Source organism: Pseudomonas sp. S1_E05 (assembly GCF_056337105.1).
Map to the genome: position 1 here is coordinate 1,486,751 of NZ_JBFRHM010000001.1, position 19,089 is coordinate 1,505,839.

The window sequence follows — 19,089 nt, forward strand, 5'->3', positions numbered from 1 at the left end:
TGGTGTTGCCAACCAAAAGAGCTCGTTGATGGGTTACTTGCTGGCGACCGTCTCCGGTTGCCAGCCGCCGCCCAGGGCTTTGTAGATCGCGACGATGCCGCGATACAGATCGATTTCCGCCTGGGCCTGGCTGTCTTCTGCCGCCAGGCGCTCGCGCTGTGCATCGAGCAGGACGAGGAAGTCGGCCGTGCCTTCGCGGTAGCGAATCTGCGCCAGGTCGGCGGCTGCGCGGCTGGATTCGCTCTGACGAATCAGCGATATCAGGCGTTGCTGGCGTTTGCCGTAGTCGCTGAAGGCGTTTTCCGACTCTTCCAGTGCCAGCAGCACTTGCTGCTCGTAGGTCGCCAGGGCGCCTTCGGCGTCGGCATCGGCGCCGCGCAAACGGGCGCGCACACTGCCCAGGTCGAACGCCGCCCAGGTGATGCTCGGGCCCAGTGCCCAGGCGTTGGCCGCCGAGGAACCGATCTGCGAACCGCGCCCGGCGGTCCAGCCGAGGAAACCGCTGAGGCTCACCCGAGGGAACAGGTCGGCCTTGGCCACGCCGATGCGCGCTGTGGCCGAAGCCAGTTTGCGTTCGGCGCTGAGAATGTCAGGGCGACGTTGCAGCAGTTCACCCGGATCCCCGATTGGCAAGGCCTTGGCAATCGCCGGCAGGTCCTTGGGGCTCAGGTCGACGGTCAGTTTGTCCGGACGTTGGCCGAGCAGGGTGGCGATACGGTTTTTCTGTCGCACCTGTTCCGCCTGCAATTGCGGCACGCTGGCTTCGACCGATGCCAGGCGCGCATCGGCGCGTTCGACATCGAGCTGATCACCTACACCGGCGTCACGCAGAGCGATGGTGATCTTGCGTGACTCCTGCTGGTTGTTCAGGTTGGCCAGGGCGATCTTCTCGCGCAGTTGCGCGCCGCGCAGTTGACCGTAGGCGTCCACCAGTTCGGCAATCATGGTGACTTGCAGTTGGTACAGATCGGCTTCGGCCGCTTGTTGCTCGGCTTCGCTGGATTCCAGGTTGCGCTGGATGCGTCCGAACAGGTCCAGTTCCCAGGCCATGTCCAGCCCCAGGTCATAACGTTCGCTGTTGACCCGGTTGGTGGTCTCGCCAGGGATCTGACCTTTGCCCAGGTCGCTGCTGGCACGGCTGGTGATGGTCGGCATGGCGTCATTGCTGACGTCATCGCGAATCGCCCGGGCCGCTTTCCAGCGGGCGAAGGCGACGCGCAGGTCACGGTTGCCTTGCAGTGATTGGGTCACCAACTGGTTGAGGGTCGGGTCGTCGAACTGCTGCCACCAGATGCCTTCGAAACGCGAACGGTCGAAGTTCTTCTGGCCGGCAGCGCCGTCGGTGGCGGTGGTGATGTTGGCGTGTTCGGTCGCCGGGGTCTGATAGTCAGGGCCTACGGCACAGGCACTCAGGGCCAGTACCAGCAGGCTTGGCAGGAAGACTTTCAGGCTCATTAGTGCGCCTCCAGGTTGTTCAGTTTTGGCGCCTTGGCCGCTTTGCGGGCTTCGCCGCGCTCCACGAAATTACGGATCAACACGTAGAACACTGGTGTCAGCAGCAGGCCGAAGAAGGTCACCCCGAGCATCCCGGAGAACACCGCCACACCCATGGCGTGACGCATTTCAGCACCCGCACCGCTGGAGAACACCAGTGGCACCACACCCATGATGAACGCGAAGGAGGTCATCAGGATCGGACGCAGACGCAGGCGGCAAGCTTCCAGTACCGCAGCGAGCGGGTTGAGGCCTTCCATTTGTTTGTCCTTGGCAAACTCGACGATCAGAATCGCGTTCTTACAGGCAAGCCCCACCAGTACGATCAAGCCGATCTGGGTGAAGATGTTGTTGTCGCCACCCGAAGCAATGACACCGGTGATGGCCGACAGCAGGGTCATCGGTACGATCAGGATCACCGCCAGTGGCAGGCTCCAGCTTTCGTATTGGGCGGCAAGCACCAGGAACGCCAGCAATACGCAGAGCGGGAACACGAACAGCGCGGTGTTGCCGGACAGGATCTGCTGGTAGGTCAGGTCGGTCCATTCGTAGGTCATGCCGTTGGGCAGTTCTTCCTTGAGCAGCTTCTCGATGGCCGCTTCGGCTTGGCCGGAGCTGTAGCCAGGGGCTGCCGCGCCGTTGATTTCAGCCGTGATGAAGCCGTTGTAGTGCATCACGCGGTCCGGACCCGAGGTGTCGCTGACCTTGATGAAGGTCGCCAGCGGGATCATCTCGCCACGGTTGTTGCGGACCTTGAGCTGGCCGATCTGGTCGGATTCGAGGCGGAACTGTTGCTCGGCCTGAACGTTGACCTGATAGGTGCGACCGAAGCGGTTGAAGTCGTTGGCATACAGCGAACCCAGGTAAATCTGCAGGGTGTCGAAGATGTCACTGACGGCCACGCCGTGGGTCTTGGCTTTTTCCCGGTCGATGGCGGCATCGACCTGCGGAACGTTGACGGTATAGCTGGTGAACAGCCCAGCCAGTTCCGGAACGTTATGGCTCTTGGCGATGACGTTCATGGTCTGTTTGTACAGCTCTTCGTAACCCAGGTTGCCCCGGTCTTCGATCTGCAGGCGGAAACCGCCAATGGTGCCCAGGCCTTGTACCGGCGGCGGTGGGAAGATCGCCATGTAGGCTTCCTGGATCCCGGCAAACTGGCCGTTCAAGGCACCGGCGATGGCGCCCGCAGACATGCTTGGGTCTTTACGCTCGTCGAACGGTTTCAAGGTGACGAACACGATGCCAGCGTTCGGGCTGTTGGTGAACCCGTTGATCGACAGGCCCGGGAAGGCAACCGCGCTTTCCACGCCAGGCTGTTTCAGCGCCAGGTCAGACATGCGCTTGATCACGTCTTCGGTACGGTCCAGGCTCGCGGCGTCCGGCAGTTGCGCGAAGGCCACCAGGTATTGCTTGTCCTGGCCAGGCACGAAACCGGTTGGCGTGCTGGAGAAACCGAAGAAGGTCAGCACCATCAGGCCTGCGTACAACAGCAGGGCGATACCGCTGCTGCGGATGACCCGGCGTACGGTGCCGACATAACCATGGCTGGCTTTTTCAAAGAAGCGGTTGAACGGACGGAACAGCCAGCCACCGAAGATCTTGTCGAGGATTTTCGAGAAGCGGTCTTTCGGCGCGTCGTGGCCCTTGAGCAACACGGCAGCCAGTGCCGGCGACAGGGTCAGCGAGTTGAAGGCCGAGATCACCGTCGAAATCGCGATGGTCAGGGCGAACTGCTTATAGAACTGACCGGTCAGGCCAGAAATGAACGCTGCAGGGATGAACACCGCACACAGCACCAACGCCGTGGCAATGATCGGTCCGGTCACTTCGCTCATGGCCTTTTTGGTTGCTTCGAACGGTTCGAGCCCCAACTCGATGTTACGTTCGACGTTCTCCACCACCACGATGGCGTCGTCCACCACGATACCAATGGCCAGTACCAGGCCGAACAGCGACAGGGCGTTGAGCGAGAAGCCAAACAGGTGCATCACCGCAAACGTACCGATCAACGATACCGGCACCGCCACCAACGGGATGATCGAGGCGCGCCAGGTTTGCAGGAACAGGATCACCACCAGCACGACCAGGATCAGTGCTTCGAACAGGGTGTGAACCACCGCTTCGATGGAGCCGCGCACGAAGATCGTAGGGTCATAGACAATGCTGTAGTCCATTCCTTGCGGGAAGCCTTTCTTCAACTCCTCCATCTTCGCCCGAACCTCGTTGGAGATTTCGATAGCGTTGGAACCAGGACGCTGGAAGATCGGGATGGCCACGGCCGGCTGGTTGTTGAGCAACGAGCGCAGGGCGTATTGGCTGGAGCCGAGTTCTACGCGAGCGATGTCTTTGAGGCGAGTGATCTCGCCGTTGTCGCCCGCGCGGATGATGATGTTCTCGAACTCTTCCTCGGACACCAGACGGCCCTGGGTGTTGATCGACAACTGGAAGCTCTGGGCGCTCGGCGAAGGCGGTGCACCCAGTTGGCCGGCGGCCACCTGGCGGTTCTGCTCGCGGATGGCGGTGACCACATCGGTAGCGGTCAGGTTGCGCGACGCGGTCTTGTTCGGATCGAGCCACACCCGCAGCGAGTAGTCACCCATGCCGAACAGTTGCACGTCACCGACACCGCCCAGGCGCGCCAGCTCATCCTTGATGTTGAGGATGGCGTAGTTGGACAGGTAGAGCATGTCGTAGCGTTTGTCCGGCGAGGTCAAGTGCACGACCATGGTCAGGTCGGGCGAAGCCTTGTCCACGGTGATACCGATGCGCGTCACTTCTTCAGGCAGCTTGGGCTCGGTCCGGGTCACTCGGTTCTGCACCTGCACCTGCGCGTTGTCCAGGTCAGTGCCCAGGGCGAAGGTGATGGTCAGGGTGATCTTGCCGTCGGCGGTCGACTGCGAGGACATGTACAGCATGTTCTCGACGCCGGTGATGGCTTGCTCCAGAGGAGCGGCCACGGTTTCACCGATGACTTTCGGGTTGGCGCCCGGGAAGTTGGCACGCACCACCACGGTGGGTGGCACCACTTCCGGGTATTCGCTGATCGGCAACTGGAACAGCGAGATGGCACCGGCGATCAGGATCAGCAGCGACAGCACCGCTGCGAAGATCGGCCGGGTAATGAAGAACTTGGAAAAATTCATCGGAGTCGTTATCCCTTAACCGCGTGGGGACGTAGCAGCCAGCTTCACAGCCGCACCCGGCGCGCCCTTGGCAGGCGCGACTCGGGGCAGGTTGCTGGCTTCCAGCGCTTGTCGTTGTTGGGCGAGGGCCGCCAGGGTCTGTTCGCTGGCCATCGGCACCACTTCAGGGGTGACCGGCGAGCCAGGACGTACGCGTTGCAAGCCCTTGACGATGATGGTGTCGTCCTTGTTCAGGCCGCTGCGCACGATGCGCAAGCCTTCGATTTTCGGACCCAGTTCAACGGCGCGGTAGGCGGTCTTGTTCTCGCCGTCCATCACCAGTACGAATTTCTTGCCCAGGTCTGTGCCGACGGCTTCGTCGTTGATCAGCATGGCGTTATAGGTGCCGCTGCCCACCAGTTTCAGACGTGCATAGAGGCCTGGGGTGTAGTTGCCATCGGTGTTGTCGAACACGGCGCGACCACGGATGGTGCCGGTTTTCGGGTTGACCTGGTTGTCGACGAAGTTCATCTGGCCCAAGTGCGGGTTGCCGTCTTCGTTGGACAGGCCGAGGTACACCGGGGTGGTGGCGCCACGTTTACCCTGGCGAGCGAGCTGGGTGTACTTGAGGAAGACACGTTCGTCTGCGTCGAAGTAGGCGTAGACCTTGTCGGTGGACACGACGCTGGTCAGTGCGGTGGTATCGGCAGTGACCAGGTTACCGGCGGTGATTTCCGCACGGCTGACGCGACCGCTGATCGGTGCGGTCACGCGGGTGAAGCTCAGGTTCAGCTTGGCCAAGTCCAGTTGCGCCTGAAGGGCGCCGACGGCGGCGCGGGCTTCCTGAGCGGCGCTGGTGCGCGAGTCAGCCAGTTCGGCGGAAATCGCGTTGCTGGTGCGCAGGCGTTCGCCGCGCTGGGCTTCGTTTTCGCTGCGGGTGGCGTTGGCACGGGCCTGGGCAACCAGCGCTTCGAGGCGGCGGACCTCCGCCTGGAACGGACGCGGGTCGATCTGGAACAGCAGGTCGCCTTTCTTGACCAGCGCGCCTTCGGTGAAGGCCACTTCATCGATCTGGCCTGAGACGCGAGGGCGGATTTCTACAGTCTCCGGCGCTTCGAGGCGCCCGGTAAACTCGTCCCACTCGTTGACCGGCTGTTCCAGCACCTTGGCGACACTGACCGAAGCGGCCGGCATGGTCGCCGCTGTCTGAGGCGCCTTGCCGCAGGCGCTCATCACCACAACGGCCAACACGGCCAGGGGAAAGCGCAAATGTTTGAGTGATTGTTCCATGGATGCATCCGCCAATGTATTGAGAATGGGCGGATGATGCTTGGCGGCAGTGCTGTCGCACGAATCGAACGAAGCGAAGGTAACTATCATTCGGAATGATATAAGAACCCAGGCAGCTCTCTAGCGTGCGCCTTGCGCCAGGATTAATTCAACCCGGTTCGCAGCAATTGTCTGTTGCCGCGTCTGCAATGATGAGCGCCAGAAGGGCTGGTGGGTCAGCCGCCCGTGTGGTGGGAAAGTGTTGACTGGGCAACTCTTAAAGTTGGCGGTAATGATCTGTCAACAATGCAAGAGTGTCATGTTGAACGTCTCTGGTATGGTTGGTTTTCAGCCAGTCAGGGAAGTAAGAGATGACGAATTTTAAATTGCCGGAGCCACTAAAAAACGGAAGTAAAATCGCAATCGTATCGCCAGCGGGGCATTTGACTAATCCTGCATTTCTGGATCACGTCACGCCAATGATCAAAAAGCAGGGGTATGAACCGGTATTGTCGAAAAACTGTTTTGAAAAATATGACAACAACTACGCCTATGCCGGCACGCCCCAACAACGCCTGGAAGATCTGCAGTGGGCGTGCGATGACCCGCAGATAGAGGCGATATGGGTGACACGTGGTGGATATGGAAGTGTCCAGTTATTGAGCGGACTCAATATGAGTGCTATTTGTGCAAGGCCCAAATGGCTGATCGGCTATTCCGACATCACTTACCTGCACAGCTTCTTCAATCGATTCGACATTGCGACGATCCACGGGCCCAACGTGGTAAGGACCCTGAGCATGGGGGTTGAACCGCCGGCCTCCAGCTACAGCAAGGTGTTCGATATTCTTCAAGGCCGGGCACCGTCGTATTCGCTCACACCCCATGCGCTGAACAAAACGGGTAAAGCCAAAGGTCGACTGGTCGGCGGTAATCAAACCATTGTCGGTGCTGTTTCCGGCACCCGTTATGATTTGAATTACGAAGGGGCAATATTGTTTCTGGAAGATATCGGGGAGAACGCTTATTACCGAATCGACCGCCAGATGCAAACACTGGAGACAGCCGGAGCGTTGGCCAGGATAAAAGGCGTCATCATCGGCTCCATGCGAGATATCGGCGGCGTGAAATCGAACTTTGACGAAACGGCTTATCGGGTGATCAGTAAAGTTTTATCAAAATATAGAATTCCGCAGATATTTGCATTTCCTGCCGGGCATATTCCCGATCACTATCCGCTGATCATGGGGGCGGAAGTTGAAATAGAAGTGCAGCCAGGCCTAACTTGCGTGAGGTATCTCTAGGGGGAGAAGTGCGAGCCATCAACGGCATACCATCGATTTCGCCCACTGTGTTTGGCGGAGTACAAGCAGGCGTCGGCCGATTTGAGCAGGCTGGCCGGCGTCACATCCTCGATGCCCGGCTGGCGGGTCGCAATGCCAGCGCTTGCAGTGACCTTGCCCAGCGGGTGATCGGCATGCTCGATGTCCAGGGCGCGGATCCCCTGCAAAATGTCCTCGGCGACCTGGGCAGCACCGGCGCTGTCCGTGTTGGGCAGCAGCACGGTAAATTCTTCGCCGCCGTAGCGCACCGCCAGGTCACCCGGTCGTTTGATGGCGTGCAGGATGGCCGCGCCGACCGCGCTCAGGCAGTCATCGCCGCCGGCATGCCCGTAGCGATCGTTGTAGCGCTTGAAGTAATCGACATCGATCATGATCAGGGACAGCGCAGAGCCCTGGCGCTGAGCCAGGCGAATCTCGTCCTGCAGCGCTTTGTCCAGGCGTCGGCGATTACCCAGCCCGGTGAGACTGTCGGTCAACGCCATTTCCGCCATGGCCTGATGCGCGCGGCGCAGTTCCCTGGACATCACCATCTTCTGACGCAGCTGACTCAAGACGATCAAGCCAAACGCGGTAAAAACGGCCAACAGGCAGAACAGCACCAGGCTGGTCTTGATGAGGTCGCGGCGCCACGGTCCGATGATGGACTCGCGTGACAGCCCGGCTTCCACCACTAGCGGATACGTAGACAAGGCCCGGTAACCATACAGCCGTTCGGTGTCGTCGACGATCGCCCTGACCTGTGCGATGCCTTGATTGGATTTGGGCAGGTAGGTTTTGTAGATCTCGCTGTTCGCCAGGCTTTTGCCCACGACGGACTCAATGAAAGGGCGGCGGACCAGGATGGTTCCGCTGCGCGTCGCCAGCACCAGCGCACCTTTGTCATCGATCTTGAAGTCACCGTAGTAATCGACGAAATAGCTGACCTTGATGGTCCCCAGCAGGACACCGGCGAACGACCCGTCAGGGTTATTCAATCGCCGCGAAATCGGGATGATCAGATCGTTGGTGGAACGACTTCGCACCACATCACCAATACGCACGTCGCGATCTTCGTGGGTGCGGTGAAACCTGAAGTAATCGCGGTCGGCGTTGTTCGCCATCTCCGGCGTGACCTCTTTATCGGTCACGACCCACTGGCCATCCGGCCCATAGATAAACAGGCCATGGAGCTGCGGCATGATACGCGCCTGTTGAACCAGCAGATTGTGGATGCGCGACACGTCGATGCCCTGCAAGCCATCGCCCTCGACTCGTTCAGCCAGCGCGGCGGTCAGCACATCCACTTGGCGAATCGCGTCCTCTGCGTGCTGCGCGGTGGCACGGGCGAGGTTGGTCACCGAGTCGCGAGCGGAGGCAAAGGCCGCACGATAGTCACGCCACGTCCGCCAGCCCTCAACAGTCAGGAACGCGAGGATGACCGCCAGCATGAAACTCACGATCAGGCGGAAAGTGGCCCCGGGCCTCATCCGCTTGCCACGCGTGCGGGCGGTGGCAGTAGCCGCGTTGGGCCCTGGTTTACCGCGTCCGAGCATCGATGAATATCCTTGGGACTGATCTGCATGCAACTCAGTCTAGATTACTCGGCGAAAGGCTTGTAGACACCACCTCGCGCGGGCGCTTACGTGAAACTCATGTCTGGAACCGATACTCCGACGGCACCTCGCGGCCTATAAAGTCCTGCATATGCTCCAAAAAGGCCACCTGCAATTTCGACGCCGGCCCGTGGACTGGCAAGAGCATGCTGAAATCCATTTCAATCGCCGGTTCGAAAGCCCTGAACACCACGCCATTGCCGCGGTACTCGACCGCGCTGATGGCATCCACCAGTGCCACCCCCAGGCCTTGTTCGACAAAGGCGCACATCGGCAGCGAGAGCTGGGCTTCCAGGCGCAGCTCTCGCTCGACCCCGTAGGCGGCAAAAATCGAGTCGATGAGCTGGCGCGAGCCGATGGATTGCGGGTAGGAAATGAAGGCTTCGCCCTTGAGGTCTTCCGGTTGGATAGTGGCTTTGTCCCGCATGCGATGGCTGGCGGGCAGGGCGCACAGCATGCGCGTGGCCAGCAGTTTCTCTGCGCGGGGGCTGGGGTAGGTGTTGGGCAGGACGATGATGCCCAGGTCACAGCGCTGGCCTACCACCAGGTCGACCACTTCGCGGGATGACAACACCATCAGCGAAATCTGCACCTGATCGTGTTCAGCCACGAACGCCGCAATGGCCCTGGGCAGGAACGACAGGCCCATGGCTGGAGCGCACGCGATCTGCAATGAGCCGCGCTTGAGGCTGCGAATATCCTGGGCTGTTCTTGCAATGCGTTCGACACCCAGCAGTGAGCGCTGCACTTCCTGATACAGCGTCATGGCTTCGGCAGTAGGTTGCAGCCGGCCCTTGACGCGAATGAACAGGTCGAAGCCGATGTCCTCTTCAAGGCTCGCAATCAGGCGTGTCGCCGCCGGTTGCGAAATGTGCAGCATCTCGGCGGCGCGGGTGACGGTTTGGCCGAGGATGACCGCGCGAAAGGCCTCCAGTTGACGAAGGTTCATGCTGTGTATCCTTCAATGAAATCCATAACAAAAAGACATGGACTTGCCAAAATAAAGCATTTTTCAAGCTTTCGTCAGCTCTTTAGCATCGTACCCATCAAGATCATCCAGGCGTAATGCCTGCGCCTGAACTGAGTTTTGGGCGTTGAAAGGGCGGCAGTGGAGCTCATGCAAAAAACTGATGTCATGATCGTTGGCGGTGGTTTGGTGGGACTGTCCATTGCGTATGGAATGGCCTTGCTCGGCCGCCAGGTCAGCGTCCTCGACGAAGGCGACGACGCCTTGCGTGCCGCCCGTGGCAACTTCGGCTTGCTGTGGGTTCAGGGCAAAGGCTACGGAATGAGCGCCTATGCGCAGTGGACGCGTGAAGCGGTGGCGCTGTGGCCGCGCTTTGCCACGGCGTTGCAGGCCGACACGGGCATCGACCTTCATCTGCGCCAGCCAGGCGGCTTTCAGTTGTGCCTGAGTGATGAAGAAATGGCCGAGGAGAGCCGTCGTCTACTGTGGTTGCGCGAGGCCATGCACGGCGATTATCCGTTTGAGCTGTTGGACGCCGAGCAACTGCGCGCCCGTTTACCGGGCGTCGGGCCGACCGTGGTGGGTGCGTGTTATTCGCCCATGGACGGCCACATCAATCCGTTGAAGCTGCTGCGGTCGCTGTATACCGCCTGCCGGGTGCGCGGGGTGAACATCATCAATGGCCATCGAGTCAGCGGCATCGCCCAGTGTGCTGGCGGTTTTGAACTGGCGGCCGCCGGGCAACGCTGGTATGCCGGGCGCGTGGTGCTGGCTGCGGGCCTTGGCAATCGTGAACTTGGCGCGCAACTGGGCATGGATATTCCGGTGAGTCCCAATCGCGGACAAATCCTGGTCACCGAACGCCTTAAACCCTTCCTGCATTACCCCACCACCTATGTGCGCCAGACCGACGAAGGTACCGTGCAGTTGGGTGACTCCCATGAGTCGGCCGGTCTGGATGACGGCACGGGCAGCCAGGTGATGGCGACCATCGCCGCGCGCGCGGTGCGCTGCTTCCCCCGGTTGGGGCAAGTGCGATTGGTGCGGGCCTGGGGCGCGCTGCGAGTGATGAGCCAGGACGGTTATCCCATTTATGAAGCCTCCCGGACGTGCCCGGGTGCGGTCGTTGTCAGTTGCCACAGCGGTGTGACTCTGGCGGCAATGCACGCCTTGCGCCTCGCACCGTGGATTGACGGTGAACGGGACGATCCGGCGGTTTCGGCTTTCAGCCTTGAGCGTTTCAGTCCCGAGGTGCGCCATGCCGGTTGAACCTTTGTTCCGCGCGTTAAGCCCTGCAGAAAACACCGTACGAATCGAGTTTGAAGGTGCGTCATTGGCGGTGCCTGCCGGCGTGTCCCTCGCCGCGGCGTTGCTCGCCAGCGGCGTGACTCGTACCCGTGAAAGCGCGGTCAATGGCCGCTCCGGTGCGCCGTTTTGCATGATGGGCGTGTGTTTCGAGTGCCTGGTCGAGGTTGACGGGCAGGCCAATTGCCAGGCGTGTCTGCTGCCGGTGCGCGCCGGTATGCGTGTGCACCGGCAGCGCGGAGCACGTGACTTGCTGGCGGGTGACCAGGAGATGGCGGATGAATGAGCAAACGGTTGACCTCATCGTGATCGGCGCCGGCCCGGCAGGCATGAGCGCGGCTGTTGAAGCCACGGTGCGTGGGCTTTCGGTGGTGGTGCTGGACGAGCAGGGCAGTGCGGGCGGGCAGATCTATCGCAATGTCCAGCAGGCGGATGCTCACCAGCGTCGAGTGCTGGGTAGCGACTATGAGGCGGGTGCGCAACTGGTTGCAGAGTTTCTGCAATGCGGTGCGCGCTTCCTGAGCGGCGCCGCAATCTGGCAAGTGACCCCAGAGCGGCAGGTGCATTTCCTGATCGAAGGCCGTGCGCAAATCCTTCAGGGGCGGCACGTGCTGATCGCGACCGGTGCATTCGAGCGTCCGATGCCGATTCCCGGTTGGACTTTGCCCGGGGTGATGACCGCTGGCGCCGGGCAGATCCTGCTGAAAAATGCCGCGCTGGTGCCCCAAGGCCCTGTGGTGCTGGCCGGTTGCGGACCGTTGTTGTACCTGCTGGCGGTGCAATACCTGCGTGCCGGCGTGGCGATTGAGGCGCTGGTCGACACCAGCGGCACCGGCGACCTGGTACGCGCCTGGCGCGAGGTTCCCTCAGCCTTGCCTGGCTGGCGGGATTTGCTGAAGGGGCTGCAACTGCTCGCCACATTAAAGCGTGCCGGTGTCAGGCATTTTCGCAATGCACGGAATTTTCGCGTCGAGGGCCAGGAACACGCCCAGGCATTGAGCTTTGAATGTGGTAGTCGCAGTTGGACCCTGCCGGCGTCCCTGGTTTTGCTGCACCAGGGGGTGGTCCCCAACACCCAGATCAGTTGGTCGCTGCGCCTGGAGCACGATTGGAGCGAGCAGCAACTGTGCTGGATCGCCCGTCGCGACAAGGAGGGTGAAACCAGCCTGGCGGGGGTCTTCATTGCCGGCGACGGTGGGGCGATTGGCGGCGCTCAAGTGGCACGACTCGAAGGCCGCCTCACCGCGCTGGCGGTGGCCGCCCGTGTGGGAGCGATCAACGCGCATCAAGCACGAGACCTCGCCGCGCCTTACCGCAAGGCCTTGGCTCGCCAGCGTGCGGCAAGGCCACTGATCGACGCCTTGTACCGCCCGTTGCTGCAAAACCGTGTGCCCGCCGATGAGGTCATCGTCTGTCGGTGCGAGGAAGTCACCGCCGGTTCGATTCGTCAGTTTGTCGAGCTTGGATGCCTGGGGCCGAATCAGACCAAGGCGTTCGGTCGCTGTGGCATGGGACCTTGCCAGGGTCGCCAGTGTGGCTTGAGCGTGACGCAAATCATTGCCGAACAACGCCAGGTGCCCGCAGCAGAAGTCGGCTACTACCGCATCAGATCACCCCTCAAACCCATCACCCTTTCCCAACTCGCCAACGAAGAACCTTTGACCCAGGAGCCTGTATGAGCCTTATCCGACGCATCGAAAGCAACCCACGCCTGAGCCGCAGTGTCGTGCACAACGGCGTGGCCTGGTTGAGCGGCATTGTCGCCGCCGATTGCAGCCAGGACATCCGTGGCCAGACCCGGCAGGTGCTGCAACGGGTCGACGAATTGCTGGAACTGTCCGGCAGCGACAAGAGCCGCCTGCTTAGCGTGCAGATCTGGATGAAAGACATGACCGCCGACTTCGCCGGCATGAATGAAACCTGGAGCGCCTGGGTCGACGCCGCGCAAACGCCGGCGCGGGCCACTGCGCAGGTGTCGTTCGATGACCCACAGATCCTATTGGAGTTGATCGTTACCGCCGCTGTTTGAGTGTTGCCGTTGTGCCGGGCACGCTGGCACAACGCAAGAGCAGGTGGCCGATAGAGCCACCATCTCTGCCTGTTCACATTGCCGCTGCCATAACGGACGCCTTCCCATGCGGAGCGCCCGACAGAAACAACATCGCATCTGGAGCCATGTATGAACGTAAAAAACGCTGTATTGAAGGCTGGCCTGATCTCTTTGCTGGCCTTGAGTGCCAACCTGCACGCGGCGGAGCAACCGCTGCGCCTGGGCATCGAGGCGGCCTATCCGCCGTTCGCCTCGAAGACCCCGGATAACCAGATCATCGGTTTCGACTATGACATCGGCCAGGCCTTGTGCGCTGAAATGAAAGTCCAGTGCGAATGGAAGGAGCAGGAGTTCGACGGTCTGATTCCCGCGCTCAAGGTGAAAAAGGTCGACGCGGTGATTTCATCAATGTCCATGACCCCGGAGCGCCTGAAGTCGGTGGATTTCAGCAATCGTTACTACCGCATCCCGGCGCGCTTGGTGTTCAAGAAAGGCAGCGGCATCACCGACATCCCGGCCCAGCTCAAAGGCAAACGCATTGGCGTTCAACGTGCGACCAACTTCGATCGGTACGTGACTGAAAAATTCGCCCCGGCCGGCGCCGAAGTGGTGCGTTACGGTTCACAGAATGAAATCTTCCTCGACCTGCTGGGCGGTCGACTCGACGCAACCATGGCGAGCTCGGTGGTGATCGATGAAAGTCTGCTGAAACGTCCGGAAGGGCAGGACTATGAGTTCGTCGGCCCGAACTACACTGATGAGCAGTTCTTCGGCACCGGCATTGGCATTGCCGTGCGCAAGAACGATCCGCTGGCGGGTCGCTTCAACCAGGCCCTGGCGGCAATTCGTGCCGATGGCACCTACGACAGGATTCGTCAGAAGTACTTCGATTTCGACATCTACGGCGAATGACCCCATAGTTCCAGCGACACGCCTGATTGCTCAGTCGTGTCGTTTTTAATTAAGGAGGAGGCAATATGCAAACCAAGGCCATACTCAGTGAATCAGAGATTTCACTCCTGTTGACCACCGCAAAGCAGCTGGCCAACGAGCGCAACTGGGCGGTGGCGATTGCCGTCGTCGACGATGGCGGACATCCGCTGGGCCTGCTGCGCCTGGACGGCGCCGCCCCCATCTCCGGCTACATCGCCACCGAAAAGGCCCGCACCGCCGCGCTGGGTCGGCGCGACAGCAAGGTCTATGAAGACATGATCAATGGCGGACGTGCGGCGTTCCTCAGTGCACCGAATCTGCAGGGCATGCTGGAGGGCGGGATTGCGATCTGGCACGACGGCCATTGTATCGGTGCGGTTGGCGTGTCGGGCGTGAAGGCCGAGCAGGATGCCGAGCTGGCACGGCTGGCGGTTGAACAGCTACTGTAGGAGCGAGTTGACTCGCGATGGTCTTGAACCTATCGCGAGCAAGCTTGCTCCTACAGGTTCGAGGGTTGATCCTCTACCTGTGACAACGGCCGGGCCACCTGCTCGAGCGGCTGCCGTTCCGCGGCCACGCCCCAAATGGCCTGGACCACCCCGGCAATCGCCATCAACAACGCTCCCAGCAAATACCCATAAAACACATTGAGCCGTTCGCCGGTTTCGATCAGCACGCCAAATAATGTGGGACCGATCAAGCCGCCAAGCCCTGTGCCAAACGCGTAAAACACAGCGATGGCCAAGGCGCGGATTTCCAGTGGAAATGTTTCGGCGACGGTCAGATAGGCCGAGCTGGCCGCCGCCGACGCAAAGAAGAAAATGGCCATCCATGCGATCGTCTGCTGGGTGACATCGATCAGCTCTTGTTGGAACAGATAACCGCTAATGCTTAGCAACACCCCGGAAATCAAGTACGTCGAGCTGATCATGATGCGCCGCCCGACGATGTCGAACAGTCGACCCAACAGCAGCGGCCCGCAGAAGTTGCCAAGGGCAAACGGCAGTACGTACCAGCCGACGGTGGCTGAGGGCACACCGTAAAAATCAGTCAGTACCAGCGCGTACGTAAAGAAGATCGCGTTGTAGAAGAACGCCTGGGCAGTCAACAACGTCAGCCCCACCAGCGCGCGCTGCCGGTGCTCCGCGAACAGGCTGTGAAATACCTCTCGCAGCGGCGTGTGATTGCGCGCCCGCAAGCGCAGGGGCGGGGTTTGCGAGGGCGGTATTTCAATGCCGCGCTGGTGATAGTGGCGTTCTATGTCGGCTACGATGCGCTCGGCTTCGTCCGGCCGATTGTGGATCATCAGCCAGCGCGGGCTTTCCGGTATCCACCACCGCATCAGCAGGATGACCAGGCCGAGCACCGCGCCAATGCCAAAGCACAGGCGCCAGCCCAGTTCGCCCCCTGCGACCTGCGGGTCGAGCAGGACCACCGCACCCATCGCGCCCAGCGCCGCTCCGAGCCAGAACGTACCATTGATCGTCAGGTCGACCCAGCCGCGATAACGCGCCGGGGTGAATTCCTGGATCGTCGAGTTGATCGCCGTGTATTCACCACCGATGCCGGCGCCGGTGAGGAAACGAAACAGCAGGAAACTGGCGAAGCTCCAGGAAAACGCCGTGGCCGCCGTTGCGCCGATGTACAGGAACAGCGTGATAAAGAACAGCTTGCGCCGACCCAGTCGGTCGGTCAGCCAGCCGAAGAACAAGGCGCCGAACACCGCGCCCGCAATGTACATGGCGCCTGCCAGGCCAATGTCGGTATTGCTCATCGCCAACGCCGGGCTGGCCTTGAGCGCTCCGGACACCGAACCCGCCAGAGTTACTTCCAGACCATCGAGCAGCCAGGTGATGCCGAGCGCGAAGACCAGCAAGGTGTGAAAACGCGTCCACGGCAGACGATCGAGGCGGGCGGGGATGTCGGTGCTGTAGAGCCGGCTCTGTGCCGACGCGCTGGCGGGCTCGTGCAAGGCTTGGGTCGTCATGGCCGGTCCGGTTTGCTGACGGGTTTACTTTCTAACGAGCCTTGCAGCGGCGAGGGAGTTCAAAAAATGCGGGCGACCTGATGGCTGCTCGCTTGCAGTGCAGCGAGGATCAGCGCTTGATACCGTTGCGCATATTTTGCCATTTCGCCTACGAGCACATGGCTTGGGATTTGAATCTGACGAACTGTGTCCTACTGAGCCGTTCTTCGCCGAGCTGCCGACTAGCCCGAACTGCATGCGCACGCTTGTTGTTTGTGGAATGGCCAAAAGGATCAAATGAATAGCCAGCTCGACGCCTCTTAGAGGCTATCCGGATCCCCAAAAAACATCTGAATCCGCGACCGCAACCATCTCTCCCCAGGATCATTATCCTGCGAACCCCGCCAGGCCATGTGCAGCTCAAAGCTGCGGGTTGGCAGCGGCGGGTCTTCAGCCCGCAAACCGCCGGCGGCGGTCAACGCTTCTGCCGTGTAGTCGGGGACTGTCGCGACGATGTCCGTGCCGGTGAGCAACGTTCCCAATCCGTTGAACTGCGGCACGGCCAGCACCACATGGCGTTTGCGATCGAGTTTTTCCAGTTCTTCATCGATGAAGCCGCTGAGGTCCCCGGCGAACGACACCAGTGCGTGGGGGCGGGCGCAGAAGTCGTCCAGGCTTAAGGGGCCCGGCACGCTGTCGGCGCGCAGCAGTTTGGGCATGCTGCGCCGCAGCACTTTGCGCTTGGCGTTGGCCGGCAGGTCGGTGGTGTAGCTGACGCCGATGGAGATTTCACCGGAGGCGAGCAGGCTTGGCATCAGAATGTAGTTCACACGGCGAATCACCAGCACGATGCCAGGGGATTCGGCGCGCAGACGTTTGAGCAGCATCGGCAGCAAGGCGAATTCGACATCGTCCGACAGGCCGATACGGAACACCGTGGTGCTGGTGGCCGGGTCGAACTCCGACGCCCGGCTGACTGCCGTGGAAATCGAGTCCAAGGCTGGGGAGAGCAGGGCGAAGATTTCCACCGCCCGGGCCGACGGCTCCATGCTACGGCCGGTGCGCACGAACAGCGGGTCATCGAACAGTCCGCGCAGGCGGGAAAGTGCCGCACTGATGGCCGGCTGGCCCAAAAACAGCTTCTCCGCAGCGCGGGTCACGCTGCGTTCGTGCATCAGTGTTTCGAATACGATTAACAGGTTCAGGTCGACACGACGCAGGTCATTACGATTCATCTGGAGTCCTGGCAGAGTCATCAAGCTTGACGAGAGCAGCCATATGAGAACAATGGCCGGCATGAATATTAAGGGGAAAGGCTGCTACTCTGCACCGAGTAATTGAGTTTTCCTGCGAATAACGTGTCCATTTCTTACGACAATTGACGAAGTCGCCGCCGTTGCGGAATTAATGACAGGCATGTCGACTATTAATAGCCACTGATGGTCTTGGGGCCAAAGCCCGGATAGAGTTCATGGCATTAGAGGTTCATTTGGCGAGGTTTGCGATGTCCCGCACGATCCGTTTTCACAAGTTTGGTCCAGCCGAGGTGCTCAAATGCGAAGAGCATGCGGCGGCTCTCCCTGCGCCGGGCGAAGTGCAGGTGCGCGTCGAAGCGATCGGCATCAGCTGGTACGACATACTCTGGCGTCAGAACCTGGCGTCCTCCCATGCACGTCTGCCTTCGGGCCTCGGCCATGAAATGTCGGGTGTCGTGACGGCAGTCGGCGAGGGGGTCGATGACCTGGCGGTGGGTGACAAGGTCGCCAGCTTCCCGGCTGAAAGCCCTAACGACTACCCCGTGTATGGCGAGCAGATTGTGCTGCCGCGCACCGCACTGACCCGTTATCCGGACGTGCTCAGCCCGATCGAGGCGGCGGTGCATTACACGCCGTTGCTGGTCGCCTACTTTGCGTATAGCGACCTGGCACGGGTCAAGCCCGGGCAGTTCGCCCTGGTGACAGATGCCAGTCACTGCGCAGGTCCGTCGTTCGTACAACTGGGCAAGGCGCTCGGCATACGGGTGATTGCAGCCACCAAACAGGCGCAAGAGCGTGAATACCTGCTGTCCCTGGGTGCCGAGAAAGTCATCGTCACCGAAGAACAGGACCTGCTGATGCAGATCAACAAGATTACCGACAATCGCGGCGTGGACGTGGTCTTCGATGGTCTTGGTGGTCCGCAGATGTCGATGCTCGGCGATGTGCTGGCACCGCGTGGCAGCCTGGTGTTGTATGGTTTGCAGGGCGGTAATCAGACACCGTTTCCGGCATGTGCAGCGTTCCAGAAGAACATTCAGTTTTTCGTGCACTGCATCGGCAACTTCACCGGCAAGCCGGAACTGGGCATCGTCCAGGACCAGGCCGCGCTGCAACGGGCGTTGCGCGATATCAACCAGTTGACCGCCGATCGTGTGCTGCTGCCGCTCAAGACCCGGGTCTTCCCGTTTACCGAGTTTGTCGAGGCGCACCGCTACATGGACGAATGCCCATGTCGCGAACGGGTCGCCCTTCAGGTCGAAACGGCCTGACCACCCCGAAAAATCCCGTGCTCGCACGGGATTTTTTTTGCCTGCACCTGACTTCCGGCCATTTGCAGGTGCGGCCGGCTCAGCAACTGAACTGGTTTTTGCCCTTGATCTGTATCTTCTAATCGTCTTTTAAGCCCCGATAATTGAATGATTACTTTCATCTCAAGGAAAGAGTCATGTCTGTGTATCGGGTTGATACTTTTCATCGCACTTCGTTAATACATTTCCGACAAAACGTCGAACATTGCGCAACTGCCAAATCAGCAAGTGCGACTTCTTTCTTTATTTCCTGTGCTAAATGCCTGTGGGTCGCTGTAAGACATTTCCTAGGATCTTTCAAGTATTCTGATGACCGCTCTATCACAAGCGTTTGCGGTCTGTCAGACGTTGCCGACAATGGGATTCGGTCCCGTTCCTCAAAATAATGACTCAGGGCTAAGGTGTTAGCATTTGAGTGACATCCAGCACTTCATTGGTGGCAGACAATCTGTTTGCTCACTGCTTTTCGTTGTTTGTGC

The 19,089-nt window shown here is 60.3% G+C and carries 16 protein-coding genes; 8 read left to right on the forward strand and 8 right to left on the reverse strand.

Annotation, left to right across the window (positions count from 1 at the left end; genetic code table 11):
* Nucleotides 1-33: 33 nt before the first annotated feature.
* From AB4N33_RS06905 to mexE, 3 genes are read right to left on the reverse strand one after another with little or no spacing between them, the layout of a single operon-like run.
* A complete protein-coding gene (locus tag AB4N33_RS06905) occupies nt 34-1,455 on the reverse strand; it encodes an efflux transporter outer membrane subunit (protein WP_460141715.1) in 1,422 nt (473 codons plus the stop codon).
* Nucleotides 1,455-4,640, reverse strand: a complete 3,186-nt coding sequence (locus tag AB4N33_RS06910) for an efflux RND transporter permease subunit (protein WP_460124824.1) — start codon at nt 4,638-4,640, stop codon at nt 1,455-1,457. Before AB4N33_RS06910 ends, AB4N33_RS06905 begins: the two co-directional genes overlap by 1 nt.
* A 15-nt stretch (nt 4,641-4,655) precedes the next feature.
* Nucleotides 4,656-5,909, reverse strand: coding sequence for a multidrug efflux RND transporter periplasmic adaptor subunit MexE (mexE, locus tag AB4N33_RS06915; protein ID WP_460124827.1), 1,254 nt, complete (start codon nt 5,907-5,909; stop codon nt 4,656-4,658).
* A gap of 350 nt (nt 5,910-6,259) precedes the next feature.
* Here mexE and AB4N33_RS06920 point away from each other — a divergent pair, with 350 nt between their 5' ends.
* On the forward strand, nt 6,260-7,192 hold the full coding sequence (locus AB4N33_RS06920) for a S66 peptidase family protein (RefSeq protein WP_476456796.1): 933 nt from the start codon (nt 6,260-6,262) through the stop codon (nt 7,190-7,192).
* Here the strand turns inward: AB4N33_RS06920 and AB4N33_RS06925 are convergent.
* Both AB4N33_RS06925 and AB4N33_RS06930 read right to left on the reverse strand, forming a co-directional pair.
* Entirely contained in the window at nt 7,189-8,763 is a 1,575-nt protein-coding gene (locus tag AB4N33_RS06925; protein WP_476456797.1) for a sensor domain-containing diguanylate cyclase, read from the reverse strand. The two genes, AB4N33_RS06920 and AB4N33_RS06925, sit on opposite strands and share 4 nt — an antisense overlap.
* A gap of 97 nt (nt 8,764-8,860) precedes the next feature.
* Nucleotides 8,861-9,772: a LysR substrate-binding domain-containing protein gene (locus tag AB4N33_RS06930; RefSeq protein WP_476456798.1), complete on the reverse strand. Its 912-nt coding sequence runs from the start codon at nt 9,770-9,772 to the stop codon at nt 8,861-8,863.
* Between the two features lie 168 nt (nt 9,773-9,940).
* Here AB4N33_RS06930 and AB4N33_RS06935 point away from each other — a divergent pair, with 168 nt between their 5' ends.
* The 6 genes from AB4N33_RS06935 to AB4N33_RS06960 all read left to right on the forward strand — a co-directional run bounded on the left by AB4N33_RS06935 (nt 9,941) and on the right by AB4N33_RS06960 (nt 14,527).
* Complete coding sequence (locus AB4N33_RS06935) at nt 9,941-11,059, forward strand: NAD(P)/FAD-dependent oxidoreductase (RefSeq protein ID WP_476456799.1); 1,119 nt, start codon at nt 9,941-9,943, stop codon at nt 11,057-11,059.
* On the forward strand, nt 11,049-11,381 hold the full coding sequence (locus tag AB4N33_RS06940) for a (2Fe-2S)-binding protein (RefSeq protein WP_460141719.1): 333 nt from the start codon (nt 11,049-11,051) through the stop codon (nt 11,379-11,381). The genes AB4N33_RS06935 and AB4N33_RS06940 overlap by 11 nt, the downstream gene beginning before the upstream one ends.
* Nucleotides 11,374-12,774: an FAD-dependent oxidoreductase gene (locus AB4N33_RS06945; RefSeq protein WP_476456800.1), complete on the forward strand. Its 1,401-nt coding sequence runs from the start codon at nt 11,374-11,376 to the stop codon at nt 12,772-12,774. The genes AB4N33_RS06940 and AB4N33_RS06945 overlap by 8 nt, the downstream gene beginning before the upstream one ends.
* The gene (locus tag AB4N33_RS06950; RefSeq protein WP_460124846.1) at nt 12,771-13,124 is read left to right on the forward strand and encodes a RidA family protein; all 354 of its coding nucleotides are present in this window, start codon (nt 12,771-12,773) and stop codon (nt 13,122-13,124) included. The genes AB4N33_RS06945 and AB4N33_RS06950 overlap by 4 nt, the downstream gene beginning before the upstream one ends.
* A 150-nt stretch (nt 13,125-13,274) precedes the next feature.
* Nucleotides 13,275-14,057, forward strand: a complete 783-nt coding sequence (locus AB4N33_RS06955) for an ABC transporter substrate-binding protein (RefSeq protein WP_476456801.1) — start codon at nt 13,275-13,277, stop codon at nt 14,055-14,057.
* Between the two features lie 65 nt (nt 14,058-14,122).
* A complete protein-coding gene (locus AB4N33_RS06960) occupies nt 14,123-14,527 on the forward strand; it encodes a heme-binding protein (RefSeq protein WP_460124852.1) in 405 nt (134 codons plus the stop codon).
* Nucleotides 14,528-14,577: 50 nt separating this feature from the next.
* Here AB4N33_RS06960 and AB4N33_RS06965 read toward each other — a convergent pair whose 3' ends face one another.
* Both AB4N33_RS06965 and AB4N33_RS06970 read right to left on the reverse strand, forming a co-directional pair.
* Entirely contained in the window at nt 14,578-16,065 is a 1,488-nt protein-coding gene (locus AB4N33_RS06965) for an MFS transporter (RefSeq protein ID WP_476456802.1), read from the reverse strand.
* A gap of 299 nt (nt 16,066-16,364) precedes the next feature.
* Nucleotides 16,365-17,279, reverse strand: coding sequence for a LysR family transcriptional regulator (locus AB4N33_RS06970; protein ID WP_460124858.1), 915 nt, complete (start codon nt 17,277-17,279; stop codon nt 16,365-16,367).
* A 269-nt stretch (nt 17,280-17,548) separates the two neighbouring features.
* Here AB4N33_RS06970 and AB4N33_RS06975 point away from each other — a divergent pair, with 269 nt between their 5' ends.
* Nucleotides 17,549-18,571 (forward strand): zinc-dependent alcohol dehydrogenase family protein, encoded by a 1,023-nt coding sequence (locus tag AB4N33_RS06975; protein ID WP_460124861.1) that lies wholly within the window; start codon nt 17,549-17,551, stop codon nt 18,569-18,571.
* Here AB4N33_RS06975 and AB4N33_RS06980 read toward each other — a convergent pair.
* Nucleotides 18,553-18,777, reverse strand: coding sequence for a hypothetical protein (locus AB4N33_RS06980; RefSeq protein ID WP_476456803.1), 225 nt, complete (start codon nt 18,775-18,777; stop codon nt 18,553-18,555). The two genes, AB4N33_RS06975 and AB4N33_RS06980, sit on opposite strands and share 19 nt — an antisense overlap.
* Nucleotides 18,778-19,089: the final 312 nt, after the last annotated feature.